General features: G+C 71.5%; 25 protein-coding genes and 3 pseudogenes. 15 read left to right on the forward strand and 13 right to left on the reverse strand.

Annotation, left to right across the window (positions count from 1 at the left end):
- Nucleotides 1-42: 42 nt before the first annotated feature.
- Nucleotides 43-1,176 carry a PLP-dependent cysteine synthase family protein gene (locus tag ACIQGQ_RS27735; RefSeq protein ID WP_402400409.1) on the forward strand — a complete coding sequence of 378 codons (1,134 nt, stop codon included), beginning with the start codon at nt 43-45 and terminating at the stop codon, nt 1,174-1,176.
- Nucleotides 1,173-2,462 carry an MDR family MFS transporter gene (locus ACIQGQ_RS27740; protein WP_402400412.1) on the forward strand — a complete coding sequence of 430 codons (1,290 nt, stop codon included), beginning with the start codon at nt 1,173-1,175 and terminating at the stop codon, nt 2,460-2,462. The genes ACIQGQ_RS27735 and ACIQGQ_RS27740 overlap by 4 nt, the downstream gene beginning before the upstream one ends.
- A gap of 180 nt (nt 2,463-2,642) precedes the next feature.
- Here ACIQGQ_RS27740 and ACIQGQ_RS27745 read toward each other — a convergent pair whose 3' ends face one another.
- Nucleotides 2,643-2,936, reverse strand: a complete 294-nt coding sequence (locus tag ACIQGQ_RS27745) for a DUF1330 domain-containing protein (RefSeq protein ID WP_402400415.1) — start codon at nt 2,934-2,936, stop codon at nt 2,643-2,645.
- Between the two features lie 459 nt (nt 2,937-3,395).
- On the opposite strand from ACIQGQ_RS27745, the gene ACIQGQ_RS27750 reads away from it, so the two are divergent.
- Nucleotides 3,396-3,791, forward strand: a complete 396-nt coding sequence (locus tag ACIQGQ_RS27750) for a hypothetical protein (protein WP_402400417.1) — start codon at nt 3,396-3,398, stop codon at nt 3,789-3,791.
- Here ACIQGQ_RS27750 and ACIQGQ_RS27755 read toward each other — a convergent pair.
- The 3 genes and pseudogenes from ACIQGQ_RS27755 to ACIQGQ_RS27765 all read right to left on the reverse strand — a co-directional run.
- A pseudogene (locus tag ACIQGQ_RS27755) lies at nt 3,760-4,259 on the reverse strand (NAD(P)-binding protein); the annotation flags it as partial. The gene ACIQGQ_RS27750 and the pseudogene ACIQGQ_RS27755 sit on opposite strands and share 32 nt — an antisense overlap.
- Nucleotides 4,260-4,544: 285 nt before the next feature.
- A complete protein-coding gene (locus ACIQGQ_RS27760) occupies nt 4,545-5,204 on the reverse strand; it encodes a fasciclin domain-containing protein (RefSeq protein WP_402400420.1) in 660 nt (219 codons plus the stop codon).
- A gap of 104 nt (nt 5,205-5,308) precedes the next feature.
- Nucleotides 5,309-6,940 (reverse strand): sulfite oxidase, encoded by a 1,632-nt coding sequence (locus tag ACIQGQ_RS27765; protein ID WP_402400422.1) that lies wholly within the window; start codon nt 6,938-6,940, stop codon nt 5,309-5,311.
- 106 nt (nt 6,941-7,046) lie between these two features.
- Here ACIQGQ_RS27765 and ACIQGQ_RS27770 point away from each other — a divergent pair, with 106 nt between their 5' ends.
- Nucleotides 7,047-7,268 carry a hypothetical protein gene (locus ACIQGQ_RS27770; RefSeq protein ID WP_402400425.1) on the forward strand — a complete coding sequence of 74 codons (222 nt, stop codon included), beginning with the start codon at nt 7,047-7,049 and terminating at the stop codon, nt 7,266-7,268.
- Nucleotides 7,269-7,476: 208 nt separating this feature from the next.
- Here the strand turns inward: ACIQGQ_RS27770 and ACIQGQ_RS27775 are convergent.
- A pseudogene (locus ACIQGQ_RS27775) lies at nt 7,477-7,668 on the reverse strand (IS5/IS1182 family transposase); the annotation flags it as partial.
- A 32-nt stretch (nt 7,669-7,700) separates the two neighbouring features.
- Between ACIQGQ_RS27775 and ACIQGQ_RS27780 the strand changes: the two are divergent.
- The gene (locus ACIQGQ_RS27780) at nt 7,701-7,952 is read left to right on the forward strand and encodes a hypothetical protein (protein WP_402400428.1); all 252 of its coding nucleotides are present in this window, start codon (nt 7,701-7,703) and stop codon (nt 7,950-7,952) included.
- 30 nt (nt 7,953-7,982) lie between these two features.
- Nucleotides 7,983-8,147: pseudogene (locus ACIQGQ_RS27785) on the forward strand (dihydrofolate reductase family protein); the annotation flags it as partial.
- Between the two features lie 70 nt (nt 8,148-8,217).
- On the opposite strand, the gene ACIQGQ_RS27790 reads toward ACIQGQ_RS27785, so the two are convergent.
- A complete protein-coding gene (locus ACIQGQ_RS27790; protein WP_402400431.1) occupies nt 8,218-8,673 on the reverse strand; it encodes a Crp/Fnr family transcriptional regulator in 456 nt (151 codons plus the stop codon).
- Between the two features lie 267 nt (nt 8,674-8,940).
- Between ACIQGQ_RS27790 and ACIQGQ_RS27795 the strand changes: the two genes are divergently transcribed.
- Entirely contained in the window at nt 8,941-10,662 is a 1,722-nt protein-coding gene (locus tag ACIQGQ_RS27795; protein ID WP_402400434.1) for a GAF domain-containing protein, read from the forward strand.
- Nucleotides 10,663-10,690: 28 nt separating this feature from the next.
- Here the strand turns inward: ACIQGQ_RS27795 and ACIQGQ_RS27800 are convergent, their stop codons facing one another.
- From ACIQGQ_RS27800 to ACIQGQ_RS27815, 4 genes are all read right to left on the reverse strand, one after another.
- A complete protein-coding gene (locus ACIQGQ_RS27800; RefSeq protein WP_402400437.1) occupies nt 10,691-11,416 on the reverse strand; it encodes a response regulator in 726 nt (241 codons plus the stop codon).
- Between the two features lie 45 nt (nt 11,417-11,461).
- Nucleotides 11,462-12,346 carry a universal stress protein gene (locus tag ACIQGQ_RS27805; RefSeq protein WP_402400440.1) on the reverse strand — a complete coding sequence of 295 codons (885 nt, stop codon included), beginning with the start codon at nt 12,344-12,346 and terminating at the stop codon, nt 11,462-11,464.
- Between the two features lie 223 nt (nt 12,347-12,569).
- Nucleotides 12,570-13,190 (reverse strand): CBS domain-containing protein, encoded by a 621-nt coding sequence (locus tag ACIQGQ_RS27810; RefSeq protein ID WP_402400443.1) that lies wholly within the window; start codon nt 13,188-13,190, stop codon nt 12,570-12,572.
- 92 nt (nt 13,191-13,282) lie between these two features.
- Nucleotides 13,283-14,710: an MBL fold metallo-hydrolase RNA specificity domain-containing protein gene (locus ACIQGQ_RS27815; RefSeq protein ID WP_402400446.1), complete on the reverse strand. Its 1,428-nt coding sequence runs from the start codon at nt 14,708-14,710 to the stop codon at nt 13,283-13,285.
- A 523-nt stretch (nt 14,711-15,233) separates the two neighbouring features.
- On the opposite strand from ACIQGQ_RS27815, the gene ACIQGQ_RS27820 reads away from it, so the two are divergent.
- The 4 genes from ACIQGQ_RS27820 (at nt 15,234) to ACIQGQ_RS27835 (ending at nt 17,815) form a co-directional block, all read left to right on the forward strand.
- On the forward strand, nt 15,234-15,800 hold the full coding sequence (locus ACIQGQ_RS27820) for a PEP/pyruvate-binding domain-containing protein (protein WP_402400449.1): 567 nt from the start codon (nt 15,234-15,236) through the stop codon (nt 15,798-15,800).
- Between the two features lie 25 nt (nt 15,801-15,825).
- Nucleotides 15,826-16,248, forward strand: coding sequence for an Hsp20/alpha crystallin family protein (locus tag ACIQGQ_RS27825; RefSeq protein WP_402400452.1), 423 nt, complete (start codon nt 15,826-15,828; stop codon nt 16,246-16,248).
- A 122-nt stretch (nt 16,249-16,370) separates the two neighbouring features.
- Entirely contained in the window at nt 16,371-16,640 is a 270-nt protein-coding gene (locus ACIQGQ_RS27830; protein WP_402400646.1) for a hypothetical protein, read from the forward strand.
- Nucleotides 16,641-16,789: 149 nt separating this feature from the next.
- Nucleotides 16,790-17,815 carry a zinc-binding alcohol dehydrogenase family protein gene (locus ACIQGQ_RS27835; RefSeq protein WP_402400454.1) on the forward strand — a complete coding sequence of 342 codons (1,026 nt, stop codon included), beginning with the start codon at nt 16,790-16,792 and terminating at the stop codon, nt 17,813-17,815.
- Between the two features lie 48 nt (nt 17,816-17,863).
- Here ACIQGQ_RS27835 and ACIQGQ_RS27840 read toward each other — a convergent pair whose 3' ends face one another.
- Together ACIQGQ_RS27840 and ACIQGQ_RS27845 are read right to left on the reverse strand one after the other, a co-directional pair.
- Nucleotides 17,864-18,496 (reverse strand): CBS domain-containing protein, encoded by a 633-nt coding sequence (locus ACIQGQ_RS27840; RefSeq protein ID WP_402400457.1) that lies wholly within the window; start codon nt 18,494-18,496, stop codon nt 17,864-17,866.
- A 54-nt stretch (nt 18,497-18,550) separates the two neighbouring features.
- Nucleotides 18,551-19,228 (reverse strand): CBS domain-containing protein, encoded by a 678-nt coding sequence (locus ACIQGQ_RS27845; RefSeq protein ID WP_402400460.1) that lies wholly within the window; start codon nt 19,226-19,228, stop codon nt 18,551-18,553.
- A gap of 196 nt (nt 19,229-19,424) precedes the next feature.
- Between ACIQGQ_RS27845 and ACIQGQ_RS27850 the strand changes: the two genes are divergently transcribed.
- The 4 genes from ACIQGQ_RS27850 (at nt 19,425) to ACIQGQ_RS27865 (ending at nt 22,283) form a co-directional block, all read left to right on the forward strand.
- The gene (locus ACIQGQ_RS27850) at nt 19,425-19,724 is read left to right on the forward strand and encodes a DUF1918 domain-containing protein (RefSeq protein ID WP_402400463.1); all 300 of its coding nucleotides are present in this window, start codon (nt 19,425-19,427) and stop codon (nt 19,722-19,724) included.
- Nucleotides 19,711-20,418 carry a helix-turn-helix domain-containing protein gene (locus ACIQGQ_RS27855; protein ID WP_402400466.1) on the forward strand — a complete coding sequence of 236 codons (708 nt, stop codon included), beginning with the start codon at nt 19,711-19,713 and terminating at the stop codon, nt 20,416-20,418. The genes ACIQGQ_RS27850 and ACIQGQ_RS27855 overlap by 14 nt, the downstream gene beginning before the upstream one ends.
- Before the next feature lie 135 nt (nt 20,419-20,553).
- Nucleotides 20,554-21,459 carry a universal stress protein gene (locus ACIQGQ_RS27860; protein ID WP_402400468.1) on the forward strand — a complete coding sequence of 302 codons (906 nt, stop codon included), beginning with the start codon at nt 20,554-20,556 and terminating at the stop codon, nt 21,457-21,459.
- A gap of 242 nt (nt 21,460-21,701) precedes the next feature.
- Nucleotides 21,702-22,283, forward strand: a complete 582-nt coding sequence (locus tag ACIQGQ_RS27865) for a hypothetical protein (protein ID WP_402400471.1) — start codon at nt 21,702-21,704, stop codon at nt 22,281-22,283.
- Between the two features lie 45 nt (nt 22,284-22,328).
- Here ACIQGQ_RS27865 and ACIQGQ_RS27870 read toward each other — a convergent pair whose 3' ends face one another.
- The gene (locus ACIQGQ_RS27870) at nt 22,329-22,976 is read right to left on the reverse strand and encodes a CBS domain-containing protein (RefSeq protein ID WP_402400474.1); all 648 of its coding nucleotides are present in this window, start codon (nt 22,974-22,976) and stop codon (nt 22,329-22,331) included.
- Nucleotides 22,977-22,985 lie beyond the last annotated feature (9 nt).

Below are 22,985 nucleotides of genomic sequence, written 5' to 3' on the forward strand. Positions count from 1 at the left end.
GACGGCCGCTTCCGGCCCGGGGCGAGGAGCCGTGACACCCGCATGAACATGTCCTCGTACGCACCTGCCCCGATCTCCGCCCGGGGGCCCTCCGAGCTGGTGGGCCGCACCCCGGTGCTGTGGATCGGCGAGCCCTTCGCCGATGCCGGCCGCGGCTTCTGGGCCAAGCTCGAAGGCGCCAACCCCGGCGGCATCAAGGACCGGCCCGGCCTGCACATGGTGGCCCGGGCCCGCGAGCGCGGCGAACTGGCGCCCGGCGCCCCGGTCGTGGAGTCCTCCAGCGGCACCCTGGGGCTGGGGCTGGCGCTGGCCGGGATCGTCCTGGGCCATCCGGTCACCGTCGTCACCGATCCCGGTCTGGAACCGGGGATCCGGCGGGCCCTCACCGCCCATGGCGCCCGGATCGAGACCGTCGACACCCCGCATCCGTCCGGCGGCTGGCAGCAGGCCCGGCGCGAGCGGGTGGCGGAACTGCTGGCCGCCATGCCCGGGGCGTGGTGCCCCGACCAGTACAACAACCCGGACAACGTGGCGGCGTACGCCCCGCTGGCCGCCGAACTCGTCGCTCAGCTGGGCCGGATCGACGTACTGGTCGCCTCCGTCGGGACCGGCGGGCACTCCGCGGGGATCTCGGCCGCGCTGCGGTGCACGTTCCCCGGCCTGGAACTGATCGGCGTGGACTCCGTGCGCTCGACGATCTTCGGGCAGCCGGCCGGGCCGCGTCTGATGCGGGGGCTGGGCTCCAGCATCCACCCGGGCAATGTCGCCCACTCCGCCTTCTCCGAGGTGCACTGGGTGGCCCCGGCCGAGGCGGTGCGCTCCTGCCGTTCGCTGGCCCGCCACCACTACGCCTCGGGCGGCTGGAGTGTCGGCGCGGTCGCCCTGGTCGCCGGCTGGGCCGCCCGCACCCGTCCGGCCGGTACGCGGATCGCGGCGGTCTTCCCCGACGGCCCGCACCGCTATCTCGACACCGTCTACAACGACGCCTGGTGCCAGGGCCAGGGCCTCGCGCACCTCTCCGCGCCGCCGCCGGAGGAACCGGACGAGATCACCGATCCGGGTGAACGTACGGTGACGTCCTGGACGCGCTGCCGTACGGTCACCGGCCCGGCGGCCGGCACCGCCGACGCCGGTGCCGTCCTCGCCACCCCCGTCGTCGCGGCGGGTGCGCGGTGAGGGGGCTGCGCGCGCGGGTGCGCTCCTTCGATCCCGGCATCCAGCTGCTGATGGTCAATCAGTTCGGCATCAATCTCGGCTTCTACATGCTGATGCCCTATCTCGCCGACCATCTGGCGCACGGCCTGGGGCTGGCGGCCTGGGCGGTCGGCCTCGTCCTGGGCGTACGGAACCTCTCCCAGCAGGGGATGTTCTGGCTCGGCGGGACCCTGGCCGACCGGATCGGCTACAAGCCCATGATCCTGGCGGGCTGTGCGCTGCGGACCGGGGCGTTCGCACTGCTGGCCCTCGCCGGGAGCCTGCCCTCGCTGGTCGTCGCCTCCGCCGCGACGGGGCTGGCCGGCGCCCTGTTCAACCCCGCGGTCCGCGCCTGCATCGCCGAGGGGGCCGGGGAGCGGCGGGTGGAGGCGTTCGCCGCCTTCAACGTCTTCTACCAGGCGGGCATCCTGCTCGGCCCGCTCGCGGGGCTCGCCCTGCTCACGCTCGACTTCCGGGTGGTGTGCGCCGCCTCCGCGACGGTGTTCGGGGTGCTGGCCGTCGTCCAGGCGCGCCGTCTGCCCGCACGGCGTCCGGTGCCGGATCCGGAGCGCGCGGGCGGCTGGCGGGGTGTCGCCACCGACTGGCGGACGGTCCTGGGCAATCGGCCGTTCCTCCTGTTCTCCGCCGCGATGGCCGGTTCGTATCTGCTGGCCTTCCAGACCTATCTCGCCCTGCCGCTCCGGGCCCGGACCGTGCTGGGCGACGGGAACGGCGCCGCGATGGGGGTGGTCTTCGCCGTATCCGCCCTGGTCGCGGTCGCCGGCCAGCTCCGGCTGACCGACTGGGCAAGGAAGCGGCTGGACCCGGCGCGGGCCATCGCGCTCGGCCTGGCCGTCATGGGCGCGGCCTTCCTCCCGCTGCTGCCCGGCCCGGACCGGGGCGCGGGCCGGGTGGGGGCCGCGCTGGGGCTCATGGGTCTGGTGGTGTGCGCGGCGTTGCTGGCCACGGGGTCCTCACTGCTGTACCCGTTCGAGATGGACACCCTGGTACGGCTCTCCGGGGAGCGCCTGGTGGCCACCTATTACGGCGCGTACAGCACGGTGGCCGGAATCTCCGTCGCCGTCGGGAACCTGGGGGTGGGCGCGCTCTTCGACCTGGCCGCCCGGGTCCAGGCGCCCTGGCTGCCCTGGGCCGCGCTCTCCGCGCTCGGCGCGGCATGCGCGGGCGCGCTGACGGGCCTGCACCGCACCGGCCATTTGCGTCTCACCCCCGCCGTCCCCCCGGCCGGAGCACCGACCGCGGCCTGAAGGGGGCGCGGCCCGTTCGGTGATCTCCCGCATGCATGACAGGGAGCCCGTGTACGCGCTCGGCGGGGCGCAACCCGTCGTCCACAAGCCGCCGTCCACGTAACGCCCTGCTCCGACGCACCGGCCTCCACCTCGATCCAGGGGTGGAGGCCCTCCAGCGAGGGTCCGGCTGGCCCTCGGTCAGTCGAGGCCTTCGACGATCCGGAAGTCGCGCTCGACGCCGTCGGCGAGGACGGCCAGCGCCTCCTGGTAGGCCGCGCTCTCGTGCGCCGCGACGGCCTGCTCGAAGCTGTCGAACTCGATCAGGATGGTCCGCTCGGCGATCCCGGCGTCATGCGCCACGACCCGGCCGTCACGGACGAAGGTCCGACCGCCCGCGGCCTTGACGGCAGCAGCGGCCATCTTGTTGTAAGCAGCCAGTTTCTCGGGGTCCGAAATGGTGCGGTAGGCGCTGACCCAGTAGCCCTTGGGCATGGAACCTCCAGTGTGGGGATGAGTGCGTCTGGCATACGGGTTGGTCGTGCACGAGCGCCGGCGGGCGGGGGCGAGGCTTGTCAGCGTTGTGATCACCACGGAGCCGATGCCGATCAGCGCCGCGGGCCGGTCCGGTCCAATGGGTCCGGGGTGGCGGCGTACGTCAGGCCCATGTCCGGGGGCGGGCGTCGCGCGACCCTGGTGGCCAGGCCGTAGGGGGCTGCCCGATGGCGGCGGATGCTCCAGGAGCGGCGTCGTGACGACTCACGCTCGAAGCATAGTGTTTTTGTATTCATGGTTGATGGAAATGGTCGGCGGGTGCGGGTTCGGGTGCGGGTGCCCTCGACCGCTGGGAGCCGATGACGCCGAGGTGCGCCGCGTACGCCTCCTGGTGCTGCCCGCGCCTCGGGGCCGCTGTGAACGGCGGGGATCACAGCACGGATCGATAGCCTGCCGGGTATGACTGACGGCATCGCGTGGATAGGTGCGCATCACCACACCCCCACGACAACTACCGTGCCCGGCATGCTCGGAGGGATCTCGCTCACCGCGGCCAAGGGCATGGGGGCGGACGACCTCCTCATCGCGCTGGGCGCCGACTTCGACGAGCTGGCCGCGCGCACTCCGTACAGAGACCTCTCCATCCCGGTGATTCGGCCGGGGACACCGTCTCCACGCGTCAATCCCGTCATGTACGGCTCGTGCGGAGAGTGGACGTACGTGCTTGAGGACTGGGGAGCGGCGACGTGGGCGAGCGGCTACCGGCGGATCATGTCCATGCGGCCCTGTGGCCAACCCTGGTTCTGGATCACTTTCCATGCCGGGACCACACCGCGGACACCAGCGGTGTCATGAAGTGTGCGCGGAAGTAGGTCGAGGACCCGGCGCAGTCCAGGAAAGCAGCGAGCATCAAGGTGTCCTCGGCGCGCATCGCGAGGAGGCGGTGGGCGGCGCGGTGGAAGGGCGGCACCTCGGCCAGCATGCGCAGGTGCGGCCCGCGCAGGGCGTTGCGCGGCTGGGCGAGCAGTCCGCGAAGGCCCCGAGCGTCGGCGTAATCAGACCGCATCCCTCACACCGAACGGACATGCTCATCTCCGAATCCTGTGTAGAGAAGCCGAGTTCACGAAAGAGCCTGAGCAGGTTCGGGTAGGTGCGGCGGTTGCGCACGCTGAAACCGGAGTCCACGCGGTGGATGCGCCCGTCGAGCGAGGTCAGGTCGTGGGTGTCGGCGTGGCCGCCGAGACGGGCGTCGGCCTCGTACAGGGTCATGGACCCTGCCCAGGATGTACGCGCGGCTGTCAGTCCCGCGACTCCGCTGCCGATGACCGCTGTGCGGCGCGGCTACGGGCATCTGTCGCCCGCCCGCTCGACATCGCGCAGGACGGTCGTCCCATGGTTCTGTCTCCGTCCCCGGACGGATGAACGGCGATGTCAGGGAGCTGGTTCGCGGGCCTCGAGGTCTGCGGCCCATCCCACTTGACGAGGGGCGTCCGAACAGGCCCGGCCGATCGGGCCTGTTCGGACGCCCTGCACGAGGCACACGTGCTGCCGTGCTCGCCTCCCGTCAAGGCGACCGGGCAGGGCGCGTGTCCTCGGTCCGGTGCGGTGTCAGCTCTTGGGCATGAGGACCGTGTCGACGATGTAGACGTTGGCGTTGGCGGTCTGGACGTTGCCGCAGACCACCTTGGCGGAGTCATTCACCGTGTAGGACTCACCCGAGCCGGAGGTCATCACCTTCGACTTCTCCAGCGTGTCGAAGGAGCCGTTCTCCAAGTCCTTCGGAGCGAGCTTCTGGCCGACGACGTGGTAGGTGAGGATCTTGGTCAGCTGAGCCTTGTCGTTCAGCACCGTGTCCAGGGTGGCCTTCGGGATCTTCTTGAAGGCGTCGTTGGTCGGCGCGAACACGGTGATGTTCTGCGCGTTATTGAGGGTGTCGACCAGTCCGGCCTTCTTCACCGCCGAAACCAGCGTGGACAGGGCCGGATTGTTGGAGGCTGCGGTGGCGACCGGGGCCTTTGCCATGCCGTCGAAGGACCCGGCGCCGTTCTTCGGCACGGCCGAACAGGCGGGGCCGAACGGCTGGGCCATGCTGCTCGCGTCGTTGGAGCCGCTCATGCCGTCGCTGCTCCTGATTGCCGGTGCCGACACCTTGTCCGAGGAGTCGGACTTCCCCGAGTCACTGCTGCCGTTGGAGCAGGCACTCAGGGCCAGCGGCAGGACGGCGGCAGCGGCGAGAAGGCCGGCGGTACGACGGATGCGGGTGTTCATCATGTTCTCCTGTTGGACGGTGCGGCCGCGGTGCGGCTGCACTCGGGGGTGTTGCGGAAAGGTGGTTCGGTAAGGCCACCGCCCACTTGTGACGGGGCAGGTGATCAGTCGACGGTCACGACCACGGAGTGCTGTCCGCTGGCGCCGTCCGGGACAGTGCGGGCGCGTCTGTCGGTCTGCACTGTGCCGGTGCGGTCGGTAGCTCGCACGGTGAGGGTGTGGCCGCCCTTGCTGGCCTGCCAGGGAATCGACCACTGGCGCCAGGTGTCCCGGCTGTCCTCGGCGGCCAGGTGGGCTTCCTGCCAGGGCCCGTCGTCGATACGGACCTCGACCCTGTCGATGCCTCGGTGCTGGGCCCAGGCGACGCCGGCGACCATCACTGTTCCGGCCTTGGGCCGGGCGAAGGGCTTGGGTGTGTCGATGCGGGACTCGGTCTTGATCGGGGCCTTGCGGGCCCAGCCCCGCTTGACCCAGTACGCATCGTAGGAATCGAAGGTGGTGAGCTCGATGTCCTTGATCCACTTGCAGGCGGAGACGTATCCGTAGAGGCCGGGGACGACCATCCGCACCGGGAAACCGTGTGCGAAGGGCAGCGGTTCACCGTTCATGCCGAGGGCGAGCATGGCGTCCCGGCCGTCCAACAGGTCCTCGACGGGGCTGCCGATCGTCATGCCGTCCACCGACCGCGCCACCAACTGGTCCGCCGGGCCGCCCCGGGACGGAGCCTTGACCCCGCATTCGGCCAGCAGGTCTGCCAGCCGCACGCCGGTCCAGCGTGCGTTACCGACATAGGGCCCGCCGACCTCGTTCGACACGCAGGTCAGGGTGATGTCCCGCTCGATCAGCTCCCTGCGCAGCAAGTCGTCGAAGGAGTACGTGACCGGGCGGCGCACGCCCGTGCCGTGGATACGCAACCGCCAGCCGGTGGCATCCACCTTGGGCACCACCAGTGCGGTGTCCACCCGGTAGAAGTCGTCGTTCGGGGTGACGAAGGGGCTGATTCCGGGGACTCGTGGCCCAGCCCTCTTGTGCGCCGGCCTCGCCGGTGACCCAGGAGGGGGCAGCACGACCTTCCTGCGTGAGGCGATCGCGTCCTGACCGCGCGAGGCGTTCAGCGACCGGCCGACCGTGCCCACCACAGCGGAGGCCGCCGCGGCGGACGCGGCCGCGAGAACGAATCCCCTCCGGTCCCACCCCTCGGAGGTGGGCGGACCGGCTCCCACTTCCTCGGCCATGGACTCGGTTGCCGACGCCAGTGGGAACGTCACCGCAGTCAGGCGGCTGACCAGGACGTACAGAAGCAGAGCCCCGGCCACAGCTCCCACCACGGAGGGCAGCGCGTCGGTGAAGCCGGTGGAGTCGGGACGGCCGACGGCGGCAGTTGCCCCGACGGCCCCGAAGAGAAGGACCCCGACGGCTCCGACCCGACGGAACCGCATCGCCAGCACTCCCAGCACCAGAGCCAGTACGGTCAGCACGGCAAGGATGCCGAGCTGCAGCACGAGCTTGTCGTCGGTGCCGAAGCGGCGGATCGCCCAGTCCTTGACCTCGGCGGGCGTCGCGTCGATGGATGCGCCGCCCACCACGACGACCGGACTGGACTGCGGACGCACCGCCGTCGCGACCAGTTCGGCCACCGCCAGCGCCGCGAAGCCGGCCAACGCCCCGCTCAGCGCACCCAGCGCCAGACGCGGCAGACCTGGCAGTACCCGCTGATCCTTCTCTTCGTCCCTCACGCGGCGAATTCGGTTCTGGCCTGCGGGGCGGATTGGTCCCCGACTTGATCAGGTGAAAAAAGATCCTGGACCAATCCACCACGCATTCCGCAACGGATTAACCCAATTGGACACCGACGGACATCGCCTTCACCGTCGCCTACGCAGGCATCAACCCCAGGAGCCCGACTCCGAGTACGGCAAGGAATCCGGCCGGCTCATCCTCGCCATCGACGGCGACGAGGCCAGCCCCGTCACCCTCAAGCTCCCCGACCCGGCATCCGTCGACCCGCTGATAGCCACCAACTGGCACACCAACGCTGCCAACGCGGTCCCTTACGCTGACTGACAGTGAGGCTGTACGTGAGCGTTCCCCGGCCGGGCCTGTCCGGTCCATCACCTTCACCTGGCCGAGCCCGGGCTTCCTATGCCTGAGGGGTCCTCGAAGGCGGATGCTCACCGGCCTGCTTGCACTTCCGGGCTCGGTGAGCTCGCGGGCGAAGGCATCGGTGATGCCGTGGGTGCGGGCGGCGGTCAGGTAGCGGTATGGGGGTCGCTATGCCGAACCCGGCGGCGAGCTGGACGTAGGTGTCACGGCACCGCGGATGGGCCAGGGCGAGGAGAGCCTGACGGCCGGCGGTCGGACGCCGCCACCGGGTCCCGAGCCCTTCTCGCCGGGCGACGAGCCGTCCAGTCAGGTACCGCAGGGGGCTGCTGGGCAGGTCGATGGACGGCGGATGGACAAGCACACGAAGCTCCTGGCGGACGGTGGATCTTGGCCATGGACCCGTTTACCAGCAGCTTCGTCGTCCCGCAGATCCGTCCAACCCTCGTCCAGCGCCGTCAGGTTGGAAAAGGCCCACTGGCCGCGCGAATCGGCCGGCAGGCCGTGGGTATCGCCGCCGAGACCGGTTCCGCACGGATCTTCAGCCAGCTTGACCGGCTCGACCAGGCATTGGCCCCGGCAGTCGAGGAGGACGACGTGGCCGAGTTCCGGGCCTCGCCCGACCGCATCGTTCTGCATCCCGGCTGACCTCGCACGCGCACACCTCCTGGAGACGACATGCCCCGCCCCTATGTCCTGCTGTCCGGGGCCGTGTCGATCGACGGCCACCTCGACACCCGCCCGGGCGAGGAACGGCTACTGCTTTCCAACGAGGACGACTTCGACCGCGTCGACTCCGTACGAGCCGATGCCGACGCCATCCTCGTCGCCGCCGGACAGCCGGAGACCGCTCGACGGAGCGGCCTCGGACGCCCGCCGGCGCGGGGACGCGCCGCCTCGGGTACGTGGACGCTCACGGCCCGCCGCTGCCGTAGGGGGCGTAGAGGTCGAGGAGCCGGACCCGGGCGGCATGCAGCCGCTGGGCCACGACGCGGCCGACCCAGACCGCGATCGACCGACCGAACTCCGCGTCCTCGGCGCAGAGCGCCCGGACCGCTTCGGCGTCGAACTCCCAGGCCCGGACCGGGCTCATCGCCTCGGCGCCCAGATGCCAGGTGAACGGCGGGTAGTGCCAGGACCAGCCGATCAGTTCGCCGTGGCCGAGCGACTCGATGACGGCGTGCCGGCGCCCCGGCACACGCAGGTCGAGGGCGACGGTTCCGGTGCGGATGATCCAGAACCGGTCGGCGTGCCGCCCCTCCTCGAACAGACGCGTACCGGCGTCGAAGGAGGTTTCCCGGGCGAGGTCCAACAGCCGCTCGCGGTGCTCGGCGGGCAGCGCGGTGCCGATGGTGGTGGCCGAAGTCATCTCAGCGGCTCCCTTCGTGGTCACTCCATCCAGGGTGACCGCTCACGGGGCACGCCACCACGGGCCGCCCGGGTCCGACCGGAGGCCCAACGGCCCCTGTACACGGCCCGCCGCACGGCTCCCCTTCGGCGGTCTCCGCCACGTGCGGGGGTACGCCCCTGCCGTCGGCGTCCGGCCGGCACTCCGCCACCGGATGCCTCCCGGCCCAGGGCCACTACCGTGAAGGTGTGGCCCCATCGCGTCGCACGGGGCCGCAGCGGAGGCATCGTGGGCGACAACGACAGGTCACGCGACCACTGCGGAGAGAGGCGTCGTCGGCTGGGCACGCTCCCCAGCGGTCTGCAGGACCGGCTTGCCGCGGTGATGCGGGAGCCGGTGGAGATGGCCCAGCTGTTGGACGCGGTCATGTCGGTGGGCCGGGAACTCGATCTGCCCCGCGTGCTGCGCCGGATCGTCGAAGCGGCGGTGGTCGTGGTCGACGCGGAGTACGGGGCGCTCGGAGTGGTCGGTGAGGGAACCCGGCTGGCCCAGTTCCTGCCGGTGGGCCTCACGGCGGAGCAGTACGAGGCCATCGGGCCCCTGCCGGAGGGGCACGGCATTCTCGGTGAGCTGATCCGCCATCCCGAGCCGCTGCGGCTGGTGGAGCTCTCCGAGCACCCTTCGTCGTACGGTTTTCCGCGGAACCACCCTCCGATGCACTCGTTTCTGGGGGTTCCCATCCGGGTCCGCGACAAGGTCTTCGGCAATCTGTACCTGACGCAGAAGCGGGGCGGCCAAGCCTTCGACGCCGAGGACGAGGCCGTGCTGTCCACGCTCGCGGTCGCGGCGGGAGCGGCCATCGAGAACGCCCGTGTCCACGCGGAGACACGTGACCGTCAGCACTGGCAGGAAGCCGGCAACGAGGTCGTCGCCGCTCTGTTGAGCGGGGCGGGCCAGACCCGTGTCCAGCGGATGATCGTCGGTCACTCCGCGCGCATCCTTGCCGCGGATCTCGGAGTGCTGGCACTGGCCGCCGACAAGAAGAGCCTGCGCGTGGTGGAGGCGTCCGGGCTGGATGCCGAGTCGCACCGCGGGCTGGTCCTGCCGCGGAACGGCTCGTTCTCCGGTGCGGCACTGGACGCGGGCGAGCCGATCACCAGCCCCGATGTGGAACACGACCCGAGGATCACGGAGGGACCACGGCGATGGACGGGACTGGGCCCCGCTGTCGCGGTTCCGATGATCGCGGGGGGCCGGGCCCGAGGAGTACTGCTGCTGGCCCGGACACGGGAACGTCCTGTCTTCACCGATGCTGAGACCGCGCCACTGCTGGCGTTCGCCGGACAGGCCGCGCTGGCGATGGAGCTCACCGAGCGACGGGATTCCGCCGAACAGATCGCCCTGCTGGAGGAACGCGACCGCATCGCCAGGGATCTGCACGATCTGGCCATTCAGCGGCTGTTCGCCACGGGGATGACGTTGCAGAGCGTGGTGCGCCTGGTGGAACAGCCGGAGGCGAGTGAGCGGCTGCTGCGGGCGGTGGATGATCTGGACGAAACCATCAAGATCATCCGGTCCACCATTTTCGGACTCCGTGTCACCGGTTCGGGCCGGGCCGGCCAGGGACTGCGTGTGCGGGTGGCGACCACCGTCGAGCAGGCCGCCAGGACGCTGGGGTTCCAGCCGTCGCTGCGGCTGGCGGGACTGATCGACACGGATGTTCCGGCCGGAATCGCCGAGCAGGTGATCGTGGTGCTCGGCGAGGCGCTGAGCAACGTCGCCCGACACGCACGGGCGACGGCGCTGGACATCTCGCTGGTGGCGGAGAAGGGCGAAGTGGAGCTGGTCGTGTCCGACAACGGCGTGGGCATGCCCCGGCATGCCCCGTCCCGGAGCGGGCTGGACAACCTCACCCGCCGTGCGGAGAAGCTCGGCGGCGCCATGAGGGTCGAGGAGTCCGCGCAGGGCGGTACCAGGCTGAGCTGGCGGGTGCCGTTGCGCCTCTCCTGATGCCCGTGCCGGACCGGACACGAAGGGATCAGGCCGGGTGGTGCCCGGCGGAGGGCGGGGACGTTCCAGCGGCGTGGGCGTCCGCGGCGTGCGCGGCGATCACGGCCGCCTGGATGCGGCGTTCGACACCGAGCTTGGCAAGCAGGCGGGAGATGTGGTTCTTGACCGTCTTCTCGGACAGGTAGAGACGCTTGCCGATCTGGCTGTTGGTGAGCCCTTCGCCGATCAGCGCGAGGACGTCCTTCTCCCTCGGGGAGAGCGCCGCCAGCGCGTCGCCCTCCTCGGAACCGGTACCGGAGCCCTCCTCGCGCAGGCTGCTCATCAGCCGTGCCGTGGTCGACGGATCGAGGGTCGAGCGCCCGGACGCCAGTGTACGGACGGCGGCGACGAGGTCCGTGCCCTTGATCTCCTTCAGCACGTACCCGGCCGCACCGGCCATGATGGCGTCGAGCAGCGCCTCGTCGTCGTCGAACGAGGTGAGCATCAGGCAGGCCAGCTCCGGCATGCGCGAGCGCAGTTCACGGCAGACCGTGATCCCGTCGCCGTCCGGCAGCCGCACATCGAGGACCGCCACATCGGGGCGGAGCGCCGGGCCCCGGGCCAGCGCGTGGTCGGCCGTGCCCGCGTCGCCGACGACCTCGATGTCGGGCTCCGCGTCGAGCAGATCCTGCACACCTCGCCGGACGACCTCGTGGTCGTCCAGCAGGAACACGCGGATCGGATTCTGTGCGGAGAACTCCGTTCCGTCGCCCATGATGGCCCTCCTCCTCTCCAAGGGTCGCGCGGTTCTCCCGTCTCCTCACTGCGGGGCCGGTCCGTCGGGTACGACGGCGACAGGGCAGGAGGCGTAGTGCAGCACCGCGTGGTTGACCGGGCCGAGGCGCGAGCCGGGGTGCCCGTCGGCCCGCCGCGCGCCGACGACCAGGAGTTCCGCGCCCTGGGCCGCCTCGATCAGTACCTGGTGGGCGGGGCCCTGGACCACGGACCGGTGGATGTCGGCTCCGGGCCCGGACCGTTCCAGTACGGCCAGGACTTCTTCCAGGTGGTCGGCGGCCTCCTGACGATGTGCGGAGGTCGGGGAGCCGGAGAGCAGCGGATGCTTCGCCGCTTCGTGCGCGGGGCAGCGCCAGGCGCGTACGGCGATCAGCTCGCCGTGGCGCGAGACCGCCTGGGCGAGTGCGAAACGTACGGCCGCGGACGGTCCCGCGGCATCGCCGATCCCGACGACGACGCGGGCCGGCTCGGGCGGGATCTCCGGCGCGGCGGCGGGTACCACGACCACCGGGCAGTGGGAGCGGCCGGCGACGGCGAGGCTCACCGACCCCAGGAGCATTCCGGCGATCCGGCCGCGGCCACGGGAGCCGAGCACGAGCAGGGCGGCCTGGTGGCTCTCGCGCACCAGCGCGTGGACCGGATCCTCGGGCCGCACGTCGGCGGTCGTCCTCACCTCGGCATGGAGGCGCTCCACCCGTTCCTGCGCGGACGCGACGAGGTGCTCGGCGAGAACCCGCTCCGCCGGCCGCCCGGTGTCGAACGTGGGCCACGCGGTCTCATAGCGCTCCCACAACGACGCGTGGACGACGCGCAGCGGAAGCCGTGAGCGCGCCGCTTCCGAGGCGGCCCAGTCCAGGGCGCGGAGGCTGCCCTCCGACCCGTCCACTGCGGCGACTATCGGGAACTGCATGGCTCCTACCGCCTTCCTCGAAGAGGCGTCGCCCCGTGCGGGACCTGTCGGCTCCGGCCCGGGGCGGATCGGCCGCCTCCGCCTCCGCCACGGGTGGGTCCCGTGGTGCGGGAAGGGAATCCGGACGTCTTCTCAGCATGGGGCGGTTCGTCGGCCGGTGCGTAGGGGCCGTTCGTCCCTCGTCCGGTCCGGACGGTTCCTCGGAGGGGACGGCTCCGTGGCCCTACCGGTTCGGAACCGGGCCCTCGAGCGAGCAGTCCACGCCCACGACGCCCTCCACGGACCGTGCGAGGCGGGCGGCGACGGGAATCAGCGCCGCGTCGGGTACACGGCCGGTGAGCGTGGCCACGCCCTGGGCGACATCGATCCGAACGTTCCGGTCCCCTCCCGGGAACAGCGTGCCGAGGACCTCTTGTCGTATTTCGGCGGCGAGATCCTCGTCGGGGCGCAGGAAGACCTTGAGGAGATCGGCCCGGCTGACAACGCCTTCGAGCCTGCCGTCCGTGTCCACCACGGGGAGGCGCTTGACGCGCCGGACGGACATGAGTCGCGCGGCCTGCGGCAGGGAGGCGTCGGGCCCGATCGTGACAGCGGGGCTCGACATCAGCGCAGCCCGGACCGCACCGGACTTGGCGGTGTCCGCAAGGCGGCGCATCTGCTCGATCATGCCGGGCGGAGGATCGCGGAACTCCTCCTTCGGGAGCAGGTCGGCCTCGGAGACGACACCGATGACGGCACCCCCGTCGGTGACGACCGGCAGGGCGGTGACCTCGTGCCGCCGCATCGTGTCGGCGATCTCCCTGAACTCCTTGTCCGGCGCGACCGTGACGGCGTTCCGTGTCATGACGTCGCTTACGGTGTACCGGTTGGGGGCCATGGCGGATTCCTCTATGGACGAGGGGCGGGCGGGCGACGCCCCTGGATGGTTTGTGCCGGTCAGCGGACCAGGACGGCCTCTCCCGGCCTCGGGACGACCGCGGTCCAGCCCAGTTCACGGTCGATCCGGTCGCGCAGGGCTTCGGACGACTGTTCTTCCCCGTGCACGATGTAGGTGGCGCGGGGCGCGGGGGCGCCGCGCAGCCAGTCCATGATCTGGTCGGCGTCCGCGTGCGCCGAGAAGTGCGGGATGTCGGCGACCTCCGCGCGTACGGGTACGTACTCGCCGAACATCTTGAGCGTGCGGGCCCCGTCGACGAGGTCGCGGGCTCTGGTGCCGGCGGCGGCGAAGCCGACCACGACGACGGTGTTGCGCGGATCGGGCAGAAGGCGGTGGAGGTGGTGCAGCACCCGGCCGCCGGTGGCCATGCCGGCCGAGGAGACGATGACCGCGGGCCCGGTCACGCTGTTGATGGCGATGGACTCCTGGACGGTCCTTGCGGCGAGGAACGGAGCCGGACTGATCGCTTCCTCGCCCAGGGCGAGGACCTCGGGCCTGATCTCCGAGGACCCGGCACGCAGCGCCTCGCGGTAGACGTCGAGAGCCGCCAGGGCCATGGGGCTGTCCACGAAGACCGGAACGGAGCGCGGCAGTACCCCACTGCGTCGCAGTCCGGCGAGTTCGTGCAGGACGACCTCGGTACGGTCGATCGCGAAGGCGGGAACGACGGCGGTGCCGCCCCGTGCGAACGTGCGGGCCAGTACGGCCGCGAACTCCGCCCGGGCTCTTTCGGGCTCGTGGGTGCGGTCGCCGTACGTCGACTCCATGAGCAGCACGTCCGCGCCCGAGAACGGCTCCGGAGGCAGCAGGAGGGGGTGGCCGGGGCGGCCGAGGTCACCGCTCGCGGCGAGTGTATGGCCGTCCTCGAGGGTGAGGCGGGCCCAGGCCGAGCCGAGTATGTGCCCGCCGTGGTGCAGGGTCAGCCGGGTGCCGTCCATGATCTCGGTCTCGTCGCCGACCGGGACCGGGTCGAAGTACGTGAGGGTGGTGTCGACGTCGGCATCGTCGTAGAGCGGTTTGGCGGGCCGGTGCTTGGACCAGCCGTGCTCGTTGGCGTGCTGGGCGGCCTCCATCTGGAGACGTGCGCTGTCCCGCAGGACGATTCCGGCGAGCCGGATGGTGTGGGGGCTGGCCAGGATCGGCCCTCGGAATCCGTGCCGGACCAGCCGGGGCAGATAGCCGCAGTGGTCCAGATGGGCGTGGGTGACGACCACGGCGTGGATGGACGAGGCGTCGCACGGCAGTTTCGCCCAGTTGCGCCGGCGCAGGTCCGCGAGGCCCTGGAACAGGCCGCAGTCGACGAGGATCCGGGCGTGGTCGCTCTCGACGAGGAACTTGCTGCCGGTGACGGTCCGGACGCCGCCGAGGAAGCGCAACAGCGCGGGCCTCGGAGCGGATACGGGCGGCTGAGCCTCTGCCTCGGGCATCGTCGGCCTCCTCTCCCCTGGAAGACAGCATCTTCACCGTCGCACCACCCGGCACGGGAGGGATGGGCCGGGCAGGCCTCGGCGGGGGCCGCCCGGCCCATGGGGGGGCAGGCAAGGGGCAGGCAAGGGAAAGGGGCCTTGTGGACGGGGCCGGTCGGTCCCGTCCTTGGCCCCGTCGGCACTGCGGCGACACGGTCCGAGGCGTGATCGTGGATGCAGGACGTGCCCCGCCCCTGAAGAGGTGGCGGCGAGGCGGAGGGACCGCCCTGGATCGGCCCGGTGGCTTTGCATGACAGGGTCCGCGCTCCCCGGTCCCGTCCACGCCGTGCGGAGCGGCGCCACCGCCGAGGATCTTCCCGAGGCGAGCTTCGCCGGACAGTTAGGAGACCTGTCTGAACGTGCGTGGACCCGCCCAGCCGCTGGTGTCTTGTCACCACTGCCACTCCTCGCTGTTCACCGACCGGGCGAGCGCCCGCGATCCGTTCTCACCGGCGCGGAGGTCCGGCGACTGGCGAAGTGGGCGATGGCTGTCGAGACGCACTACGGCTGCCCCATGGACCTGGAACGGGCCGAGGACGGCCCGACCGGGCAACTGACGATCGTGCAGGCCCGCCCCGAGACCGTGCACAGTCCCGCCGACGCGCGACGACGCTGCGCCGCTGTCGTCCGACAGCCACTCCGCGACAGGCTCTCGTCGAAGGCACGGCGGTCGGCGAGGCCATCGGCTCGGGCCCGGTCGTCGTCCTCGACTCGCCGGTCTCTCGCGACCGGTTTCCGACCGGGGGCGTTCTGCCGGCACACACCTCTTCGTGGTCGCCCATGTTGGGGGTGGTCCGGGGCGGAGCGTGCTTCTGAATCGTCTCCCACCGCATGCGGCCCTCCTCGTGTCCGGCCTCTCCCCGACCATCCGCCACGCGTCCGGCCGCCCGCACTGGGCCGAACGGCCCCGCCGGGTGGCCGGACGGGGTTCGGAGACGGCCGCCGGGATCTCAGGGGAGCGGGCCGAAGGACCGGAGGGACCCCGGGGATGGGCCGAACGGCCTCAGCAATCTGGATCCGTCCGCGCTGGACTGTGTGTGTCGGCACCTGAGACCGAACAGCGAGGAGGCAGGACGATGACCACCCTGAAACGCGCGCAGAGGTTCCCCTTCCCGGAGGTCCCGGAGTGGTTCGAGAACCTGCCCGCCAGGTTCGCGATGCCCACCATGGGCGAGCTGTACACCGTGCGTATCGAGGACTACACGGAGAACGGCCGCTACGTGGTGCGGGCGGAACTCCCGGGGACGTCTCCCGAGAACATCGACGTCTTCATCAGCGACGGTGTGCTGACGGTCCAGGCCGAACGCACCGAGAAGGAAGCGGACAGGAACCACAGCGAGATCCGCTACGGCGTGATGAGCCGCAGCGTGTCGCTGCCGTCGGGTGCGGACGAGGAAGACGTCACGGCGGACTACACCGATGGCATGCTCACGGTCAGCGTGGGCATGGGCGCGGAGAAGCCGTCGACCAGGCACGTGGAGATCAAGCACGGCGGCTGAGAAGGCCGGCCGGGTGGGCAGGAGTCGCGGTTCGGGACGGTCGGCGCGTCCCACTCGGCCGGCTCCCCACTCCCGGGTTCACCGCGCCGCACGGTGACCCGCCGAAGAAGGTGATGGATGTGATGTGGCACAGCGGCTGGGGCGGGGGTGGATGGTTCCTCATGATCATGATCGCGATCCTGCTGTGGGGTCTGCTGACCCTCGGAATCGTCGCCCTCGGCCACTGGCTCATCGGCGCCGGGCGCGGCCGCCGGAACGGTGGGCCGTCGTCGGGCGGGAACGGCTGGGGCGATCGACGGGCCGAGGAATTGCTCGCGGAGCGATTCGCACGCGGAGAAATCGACGAGGACGAGTACAGACGCCGCCTCACACTCCTGCGCGAGCACCGGTGATCGCGCCGTGCCGTCCTCATCCGGTCGGCTGCTGGGCCGTGCGGTCCGCCCGCCCGCGGTCGGCCGGTCCCTGGTGAGCGTTTACGGCCGGTCCCTGGTGAGCCTGGTGAGCGTTTGCCGGGGCGATGTCGCGGTGCGACGCTTGGGGCATGGTGCGCGTGCCGGATGAGGAGGCGCTGACCGGGTGGGCCGTAGGGACCCCCGGCCCGGTCGAGGGCGGCCCACTGATGCGGATACGGCGGACTGTCCCTTCCCCCGGCCCCGGTGAACTGCTGCTCGGAGTCGAGGCGTGCGGTGTGTGCCGCACCGACCTGCACCTCGCCGAGGGCGACCTGCCCCCGCATCGGGCATCGACCGTTCCCGGCCATGAGATCGTGGGGCGGGTCGTCGCCGTCGGTGGAGACGTCACGGACTTCCGGGTCGGTGACCGAGCGGGCGGGGCCTGGCTCCGCGGGACCTGCGGCCGTTGCCGCTACTGCCGGGCGGGCCGTGAGAACCTGTGCCCGGACTCCCGGTACACCGGCTGGGACGCGGACGGCGGATTCGCCGAAGCCGCCCTCGTACCGGCCGACTACGCCTACCGGCTCCCGGACGACCAGGACGCCGCGCTGCTGGCGCCGCTGCTGTGCGCCGGGATCATCGGCTACCGCGCCCTGCGCCGCAGCGCCCTGCCCGCCGGGGGGCGGCTCGGGATCTACGGTTTCGGGGCCTCGGCCCATCTGGCGGCACAGGTAGCACTGGCCGAAGGAGCGACGGTGCACGTCCTCACCCGCTCGGCGCGAGCCCGCGAGCTCGCCCTCGGACTGGGTGCCGCCTCCGCGCGCGGCGCCTACGACCGCCCGCCGGAACCACTGGACTCGGCGATCCTGTTCGCACCGGTCGGTGACCTGGTTCCTGTGGCGCTGGAGGCGCTGGACCGCTCGGGCACACTCGCCGTCGCCGGTATCCACCTCACCGACGTTCCCGTCCTGAACTACCAGCGGCACCTCTTCGAGGAACGGAACCTGTGCAGCGTCACCTCGAACACCCGGCAGGACGGCCGCGACTTCCTGGAGACGGCGGCCCGGATCGGCATACAGGTCACGACCAGCCCCTATCCGCTCGACGCCGCCGACCAGGCACTCAGGGACCTTGCCGCCGACCGGGTCGACGGTGCCGCCGTCCTTGTCCCCTGATGACGTCGGGCCCGCCCCGTGCGGCGGGCCCGACGGGCGAACCGCCCTCTACTGCTCCGGCACCAACTCCATGCGGACGTCCACAACGCCTTCGACCGCCCGAACGGCCTGGGCCAGGACCGGTACCAGAGAACGGTCCCGCAGAGGTCCCTGAACAGTCACGACACCGTCCAGCACAGTGAACTCCACCGGATCCGCGAGAGACAGCTCGGCCAGTACGACGGACCGGATCTCCTCACCGATCTCCTCGTCCGTGCGCAGGAACACCTTCAACAGGTCACCGCGGCTCACGACGCCCTCCAGCATGCCGAGAGCGTTCACGACGGGCAGTCGCTTCACCCGCTTGCGCGCCATGATGCGGGCGGCTTCGGCGAGTGTGGCGTCGGGGTGGACGGTCACGGCCGGAGTGGACATCAGGTCGACGGCGAGCACGGCGTCGGCCTTGGACGCCTCCCCCATCTGATCGGGCAGCCGGGGGCCGTCCCGCCGGAACTCCTCCTTCGGCAGGAGGTCGGCCTCCGAGACGACCCCGACGACACGGCCCTCGCCCTCGAGGACCGGCACGGCGCTGACTCTCCACTGCCGCATCAGCTCGACGATCTCCTTGTAGGAGGCTTCGCGGCCGATGGCCACGGCCGTATGGGTCATGACATCGCTGACGGTGTACGGGGACGCGGCCATGGGGCGCTCCTTCCGGACGGCCGGGGCACGAAGACGTGCGCCGGCACCGGGCGTTCAACCCGGCGGCTCCACGTCGAGGGCGAGGTTGCCGTGGGCATGGTCGATGGATTCGTGCAGGGCCACGACTCCGTCGACGGAACGGCACAGCCGCACGATCACGGGAATGTCCGCCCGCTCGTCGACGCGGCCCGTCAGGGTCACGACCCCTTCGGCGACGGCGACGCGGACCGTGTCCGGAGCGAGCCCGAGGGTCCCGGACAGCACGTCGTGCTCGATCTCGTCACGGATCGCGGAATCACCGCGGAGGAAGGGGCGCAGCAGATCACTCCGGCTGACGATCCCGACGAGCCGACCCGTCTCGTCCGTCACCGGAAGCCTTTTCACCCCCTTGCGGTGCATGGTCCGGGCCGTCTCGACGAGGTTCCACCCCGGCTGCGCCGTGATCGCGGGCGAGGTCATCAGCTGGGCCGCCGTCTCGGCGGGTTCCTGTCCGTCCGCCCGGGGCAGGGACCTGGCACCCGCCCACCGGCCCTCCGGGTCGGGAAGTCCGGCGGTCGCCCCCAGCAGGTCGGCCTCGGAGACCACACCCAGCGGGCGCCGGTTCTCGTCGACGACGGGCACCGCCGAGACGTCGTCGTCGGCGAAGAGCCGGGCGATGTCCTTGAACGAAGCGGAGGGAGTCACGGTGACGACGTTGTGCGTCATGACCTCGGAAACCGTGCGGTGCTGCATGACGGTCCTCCTCCAGGAGCGTGGAATCCCGGCGGATTCCACCCTGCGGCACCGACGCCGCGGACGGGCAGTGCCGAACGGTCCTGTTCCGGGTCCGGTGGCCCCTATGAGGAGAACACCGGACGGGAGCAGCATGGGCTCGGAACGCGGGCCACCCGGGGAGAAGCCCGGAGACGTACGGCGACGGGAGACGGTGATGGCTGGGACCGAAGTGCCGGACGGCTCGGTGAAACCGCGCGCGGGGCTCTGGGCCCGAACGGGCGACCGGCTTGTCGTGGGCGGTGCCACCGTCGGGGACGAGGGGCGGGACGGAGAGATCGTCGGACTGCACCACACGGACGGCACCCCGCCCTACGATGTCCGCTGGTCGGACACCGGCCGGGTCACCCTGGTGTTCCCCGGCCCGGACGCCCGGGTCCGGCACTACCCACCCGATGACTCCTCCGCCGGACCCCGGCGTCGGCCGCCCAGGAGGAAAGACGATGAACGCCTGTGACAACGTGCCGCACCCGAGCGATTTCGGCCGCCGTGTCGCGACCAGGCGTCGCCGGCTCAACCTCTCCCGGGAGGACGTGGCGGACCGGGTCGGAGCCACCGTCGGCTACATCACCTACGTGGAGGAGCGGTTGCCCGGTCCGGGAACAGGGTTCCTGGTCCGGCTCGCGGACGCTCTGGAGACCACGGTCCAGGACCTGATGGGCATGACGGCCGACCTCCCGTCCGGCGAAGGGCCCGCAGGAGCACGGCCGAGGCTGGAGAGGATCGACGAGAAGGAATGCTGGGCGCTGCTCGGCGACCACGGCGTGGGCCGGATCGCCATCGATGTGGCGGACACGCTTGACGTCGTTCCCGTCAACTACCGGGTCATCGACGGGCGGGTGCTCTTCATGACCACGGCCACGTCCGTACTCGGGCGGGCCGCGGCCGCCGGTGCCGAGATCGCTTTCGAGGAGGACCATGTGGACGAGGCGTTCCGCCAGGGCTGGAGTGTGCTTCTCGTCGGCCCGGTGCGCATCGTCTCGAGCTCGGCCGATCCGCAGTCCCTCCGGGTTGCCGCGCACGCGCAGTCGTGGGCCGGGGAAGGGCGGGACACCCCCGTTCTGCTCCTGCCGCACCGTGTGACGGGGCGCCGGATCCTGGTGCCGGGCGCACCCGGCACCGCCGACGGGGCCGGGGCGCGGGAGCTCTGAACCCGTGGTCGGCGGTCGGGCCGGACGCCATGGGGCCCGAACGGCCCATGGCGGTGAAGGCCGCGACGGTGTCGGCAAACGCATCGCCGGCCACGGGGTGCGCGCCGAACTCCGGGGCGGACCGAAGGAGGAACCATGAACAAGCAGACCGCAGCCCCGCCCGGGCTTGCCGAGGTCGTTGTGGGAATCGACGGTTCACCCTCGGCGCGGACCGCCGCGCTCTGGGCCGCCGCGGAGGCCGATCGCCGCTCGCGCGCTTTGTGTCTCGTGCACGCCGTCGACACCGGTCGGCATGCCCACGCGCGCGACGCGAAATCGGCGCACACGGCACGCGAAGCTGCCCACGAGGTGCTGGCCGGGACGGCGGACGCCGTACGGGAACGCTTCCCGGGCCTCGCCGTCACCCAGAGGGTCGATGAACACGAACCGGTCGCCGCACTCCTGACCTCCGCCGGCCCTCGGGGAACGGTCGTGGTCGGGAGCAGGGGGCTCGGGGGCTTCTCCGCCCTGCTGCTCGGTTCCGTCGGGCTGGGAGTGGCTGCCTGTGCCGAAGTGCCTGTGGTCGTGGTGCGCGGGGAGACCGGGCGCCCGGAGTCGGGCTCGGTGACCGCGGCCGTACGTGACTCCGCAGATCTCGGGTGGCTGCTGCTCGCCGCAGCGGAGGCGGATGTCCGCGGGGCGGCGCTGCGCATCGTGAGCGTGTGGAACGTGCTCGCCAACGTCGGCACCGTCGCGACCATGCTCGACGACCTGGACGAGATGGCGCAGCAGCGGGTGAGGGAGATGAAGGAGCTCGCCGACCATGTGCGTGAGAGGTACCCGGGCCTCATCGTCGGCCATCATGTGGAGGCCGGAACGAGCACCCCGGGCGTCCTGACCGAAGCGAGCGCCCACACCGACCTCATCGTGATGGGCCGGGGCCACCCTTCGACGGGACTGGGGCCGTCCCTCGGGCGCGTCGCCCACGCGCTCATCCACCACGCGCACTGCCCCGTGGAAATCGTTCCGGCAGCGTTCGTGGCCACGGACGGCACGCCGTGACCGGCCTCTTGCCCGGAGCCGATCCCGGGAGACCGGATGCTCCCGCACTGGCCCGGGCCGCTGCCGAGGCGAAACGCAGACGTCCGTGTTCCGATGCCCGAGCGGCGGGTCCGGGAAGCACGGACCATCCCGGTGAAGCGGGCCGGTACCAGCGGCGGGGGCGACCGGCCGTGAGCCGGGGGAACGGCCCGTACGCCGGCGGCCGGACCGGACGTGTGTGAGGGCCCGCCCGGAGGTGTGTGATGACCGTCCACGAGCAGCGGATCCGCCGGTCCGGCCCATCGGGCCGGAACGTCCACGGGCGCATCGCCGTGGTGGCGGTCCTGGTCGTCGCGCTGGTCTGCGGAGCGGTCACCGCCGGGCTCCTGTGGACCACCGGGGTACGGGCCGACCGGGCGTACACCGGGCGCCTGCACCGTGTGACGGCGACGACCACCGGACCGGCCGAGCCCTCCGTGCCCCAGGCGGGGCAGGACGGGTGGCCGGGGGCAGCCGCCCCCGCCGTGTGGGCCTACCAGAAGGGCGTCCACCGGTCCGGAACGGTCGAAGTCCCGCCCCGGACGCCCCAGGGGCACACGGTTCCGGTCTGGGTGGACGCCGCGGGTGCCCCGGCCCGGCCGCCGGACAGCGGGACGGAACGCGTGCTGACCTCGTTCTGCGGCGGTGTCGCGGCGGCCGGCACCGCCGGGGCGGCCGCGGCCGGTGTCCTCCTCGTGATGCGGCGACGCACCGAGGCCCGTACCTTCGCGGCGCTCGACCGCGAATGGGCCCGGGTGGAACCCGTCTGGTCCGGCCGGCCCCGGAGCGGGACCGACAACGACTGAGCCGGACGCTGCCGCACAGCCGGACACAGCGGAGGGGCGTCTCGGCTATGTCCCTCCAGAGGTGAGTTCGCACCGTACGTCCACCACGCCTTCGACGGTTCGCGCCAGCCGCTCCGCCACGGGGATGAGTTCGCCGTCGCTCACCTCACCGGTCAGGATGACGACGCCCGCCTCGACGCGCACCCCCACCTGGTCATGGGACAGAGGGAACAGCCGGCCGACGTCTCCGCGGACCTCGTCGGCGAGATCCGCGTCCGACCGGAGGAAGACCTTGAGCAGGTCGGACCGGCTCACGACGCCCTGGATCAGACCGCGCGGGTCGACGACCGGCAGCCGTTTGACGTGCCGTGTGGCCATCATCCGCGCGGCCTGGGGCAGCGAGGCATCGGGGCCGACGGTGACGGCCGGCGAGGTCATCAGGTCCTCGGCCCGGCCGGAGCCCGCCCTCGCGGCGGCGCCGGGTCTGCGCAGCCGCTCGACGAAGCCGAGGCCGCGGTCGTGGAGTTCCTCCTTGAGAACCAGGTCGGCCTCGGAGACGACACCCACGACCCGGCCTTCCCCTTCGATCACGGGGAGTGCGGTCACCTTCCATCGGTCCATGGCAGTGACGATCTCCTTGAACTCCGCACCGGGCCGGACGGCGACGACCTTCCTGGACATCACGTCGGCGACGGTGAGCGGCGGACGGGCCATGGTGGTCTC

Source organism: Streptomyces sp. NPDC092952 (assembly GCF_044754785.1).
Lineage (GTDB): Bacteria > Actinomycetota > Actinomycetes > Streptomycetales > Streptomycetaceae > Streptomyces.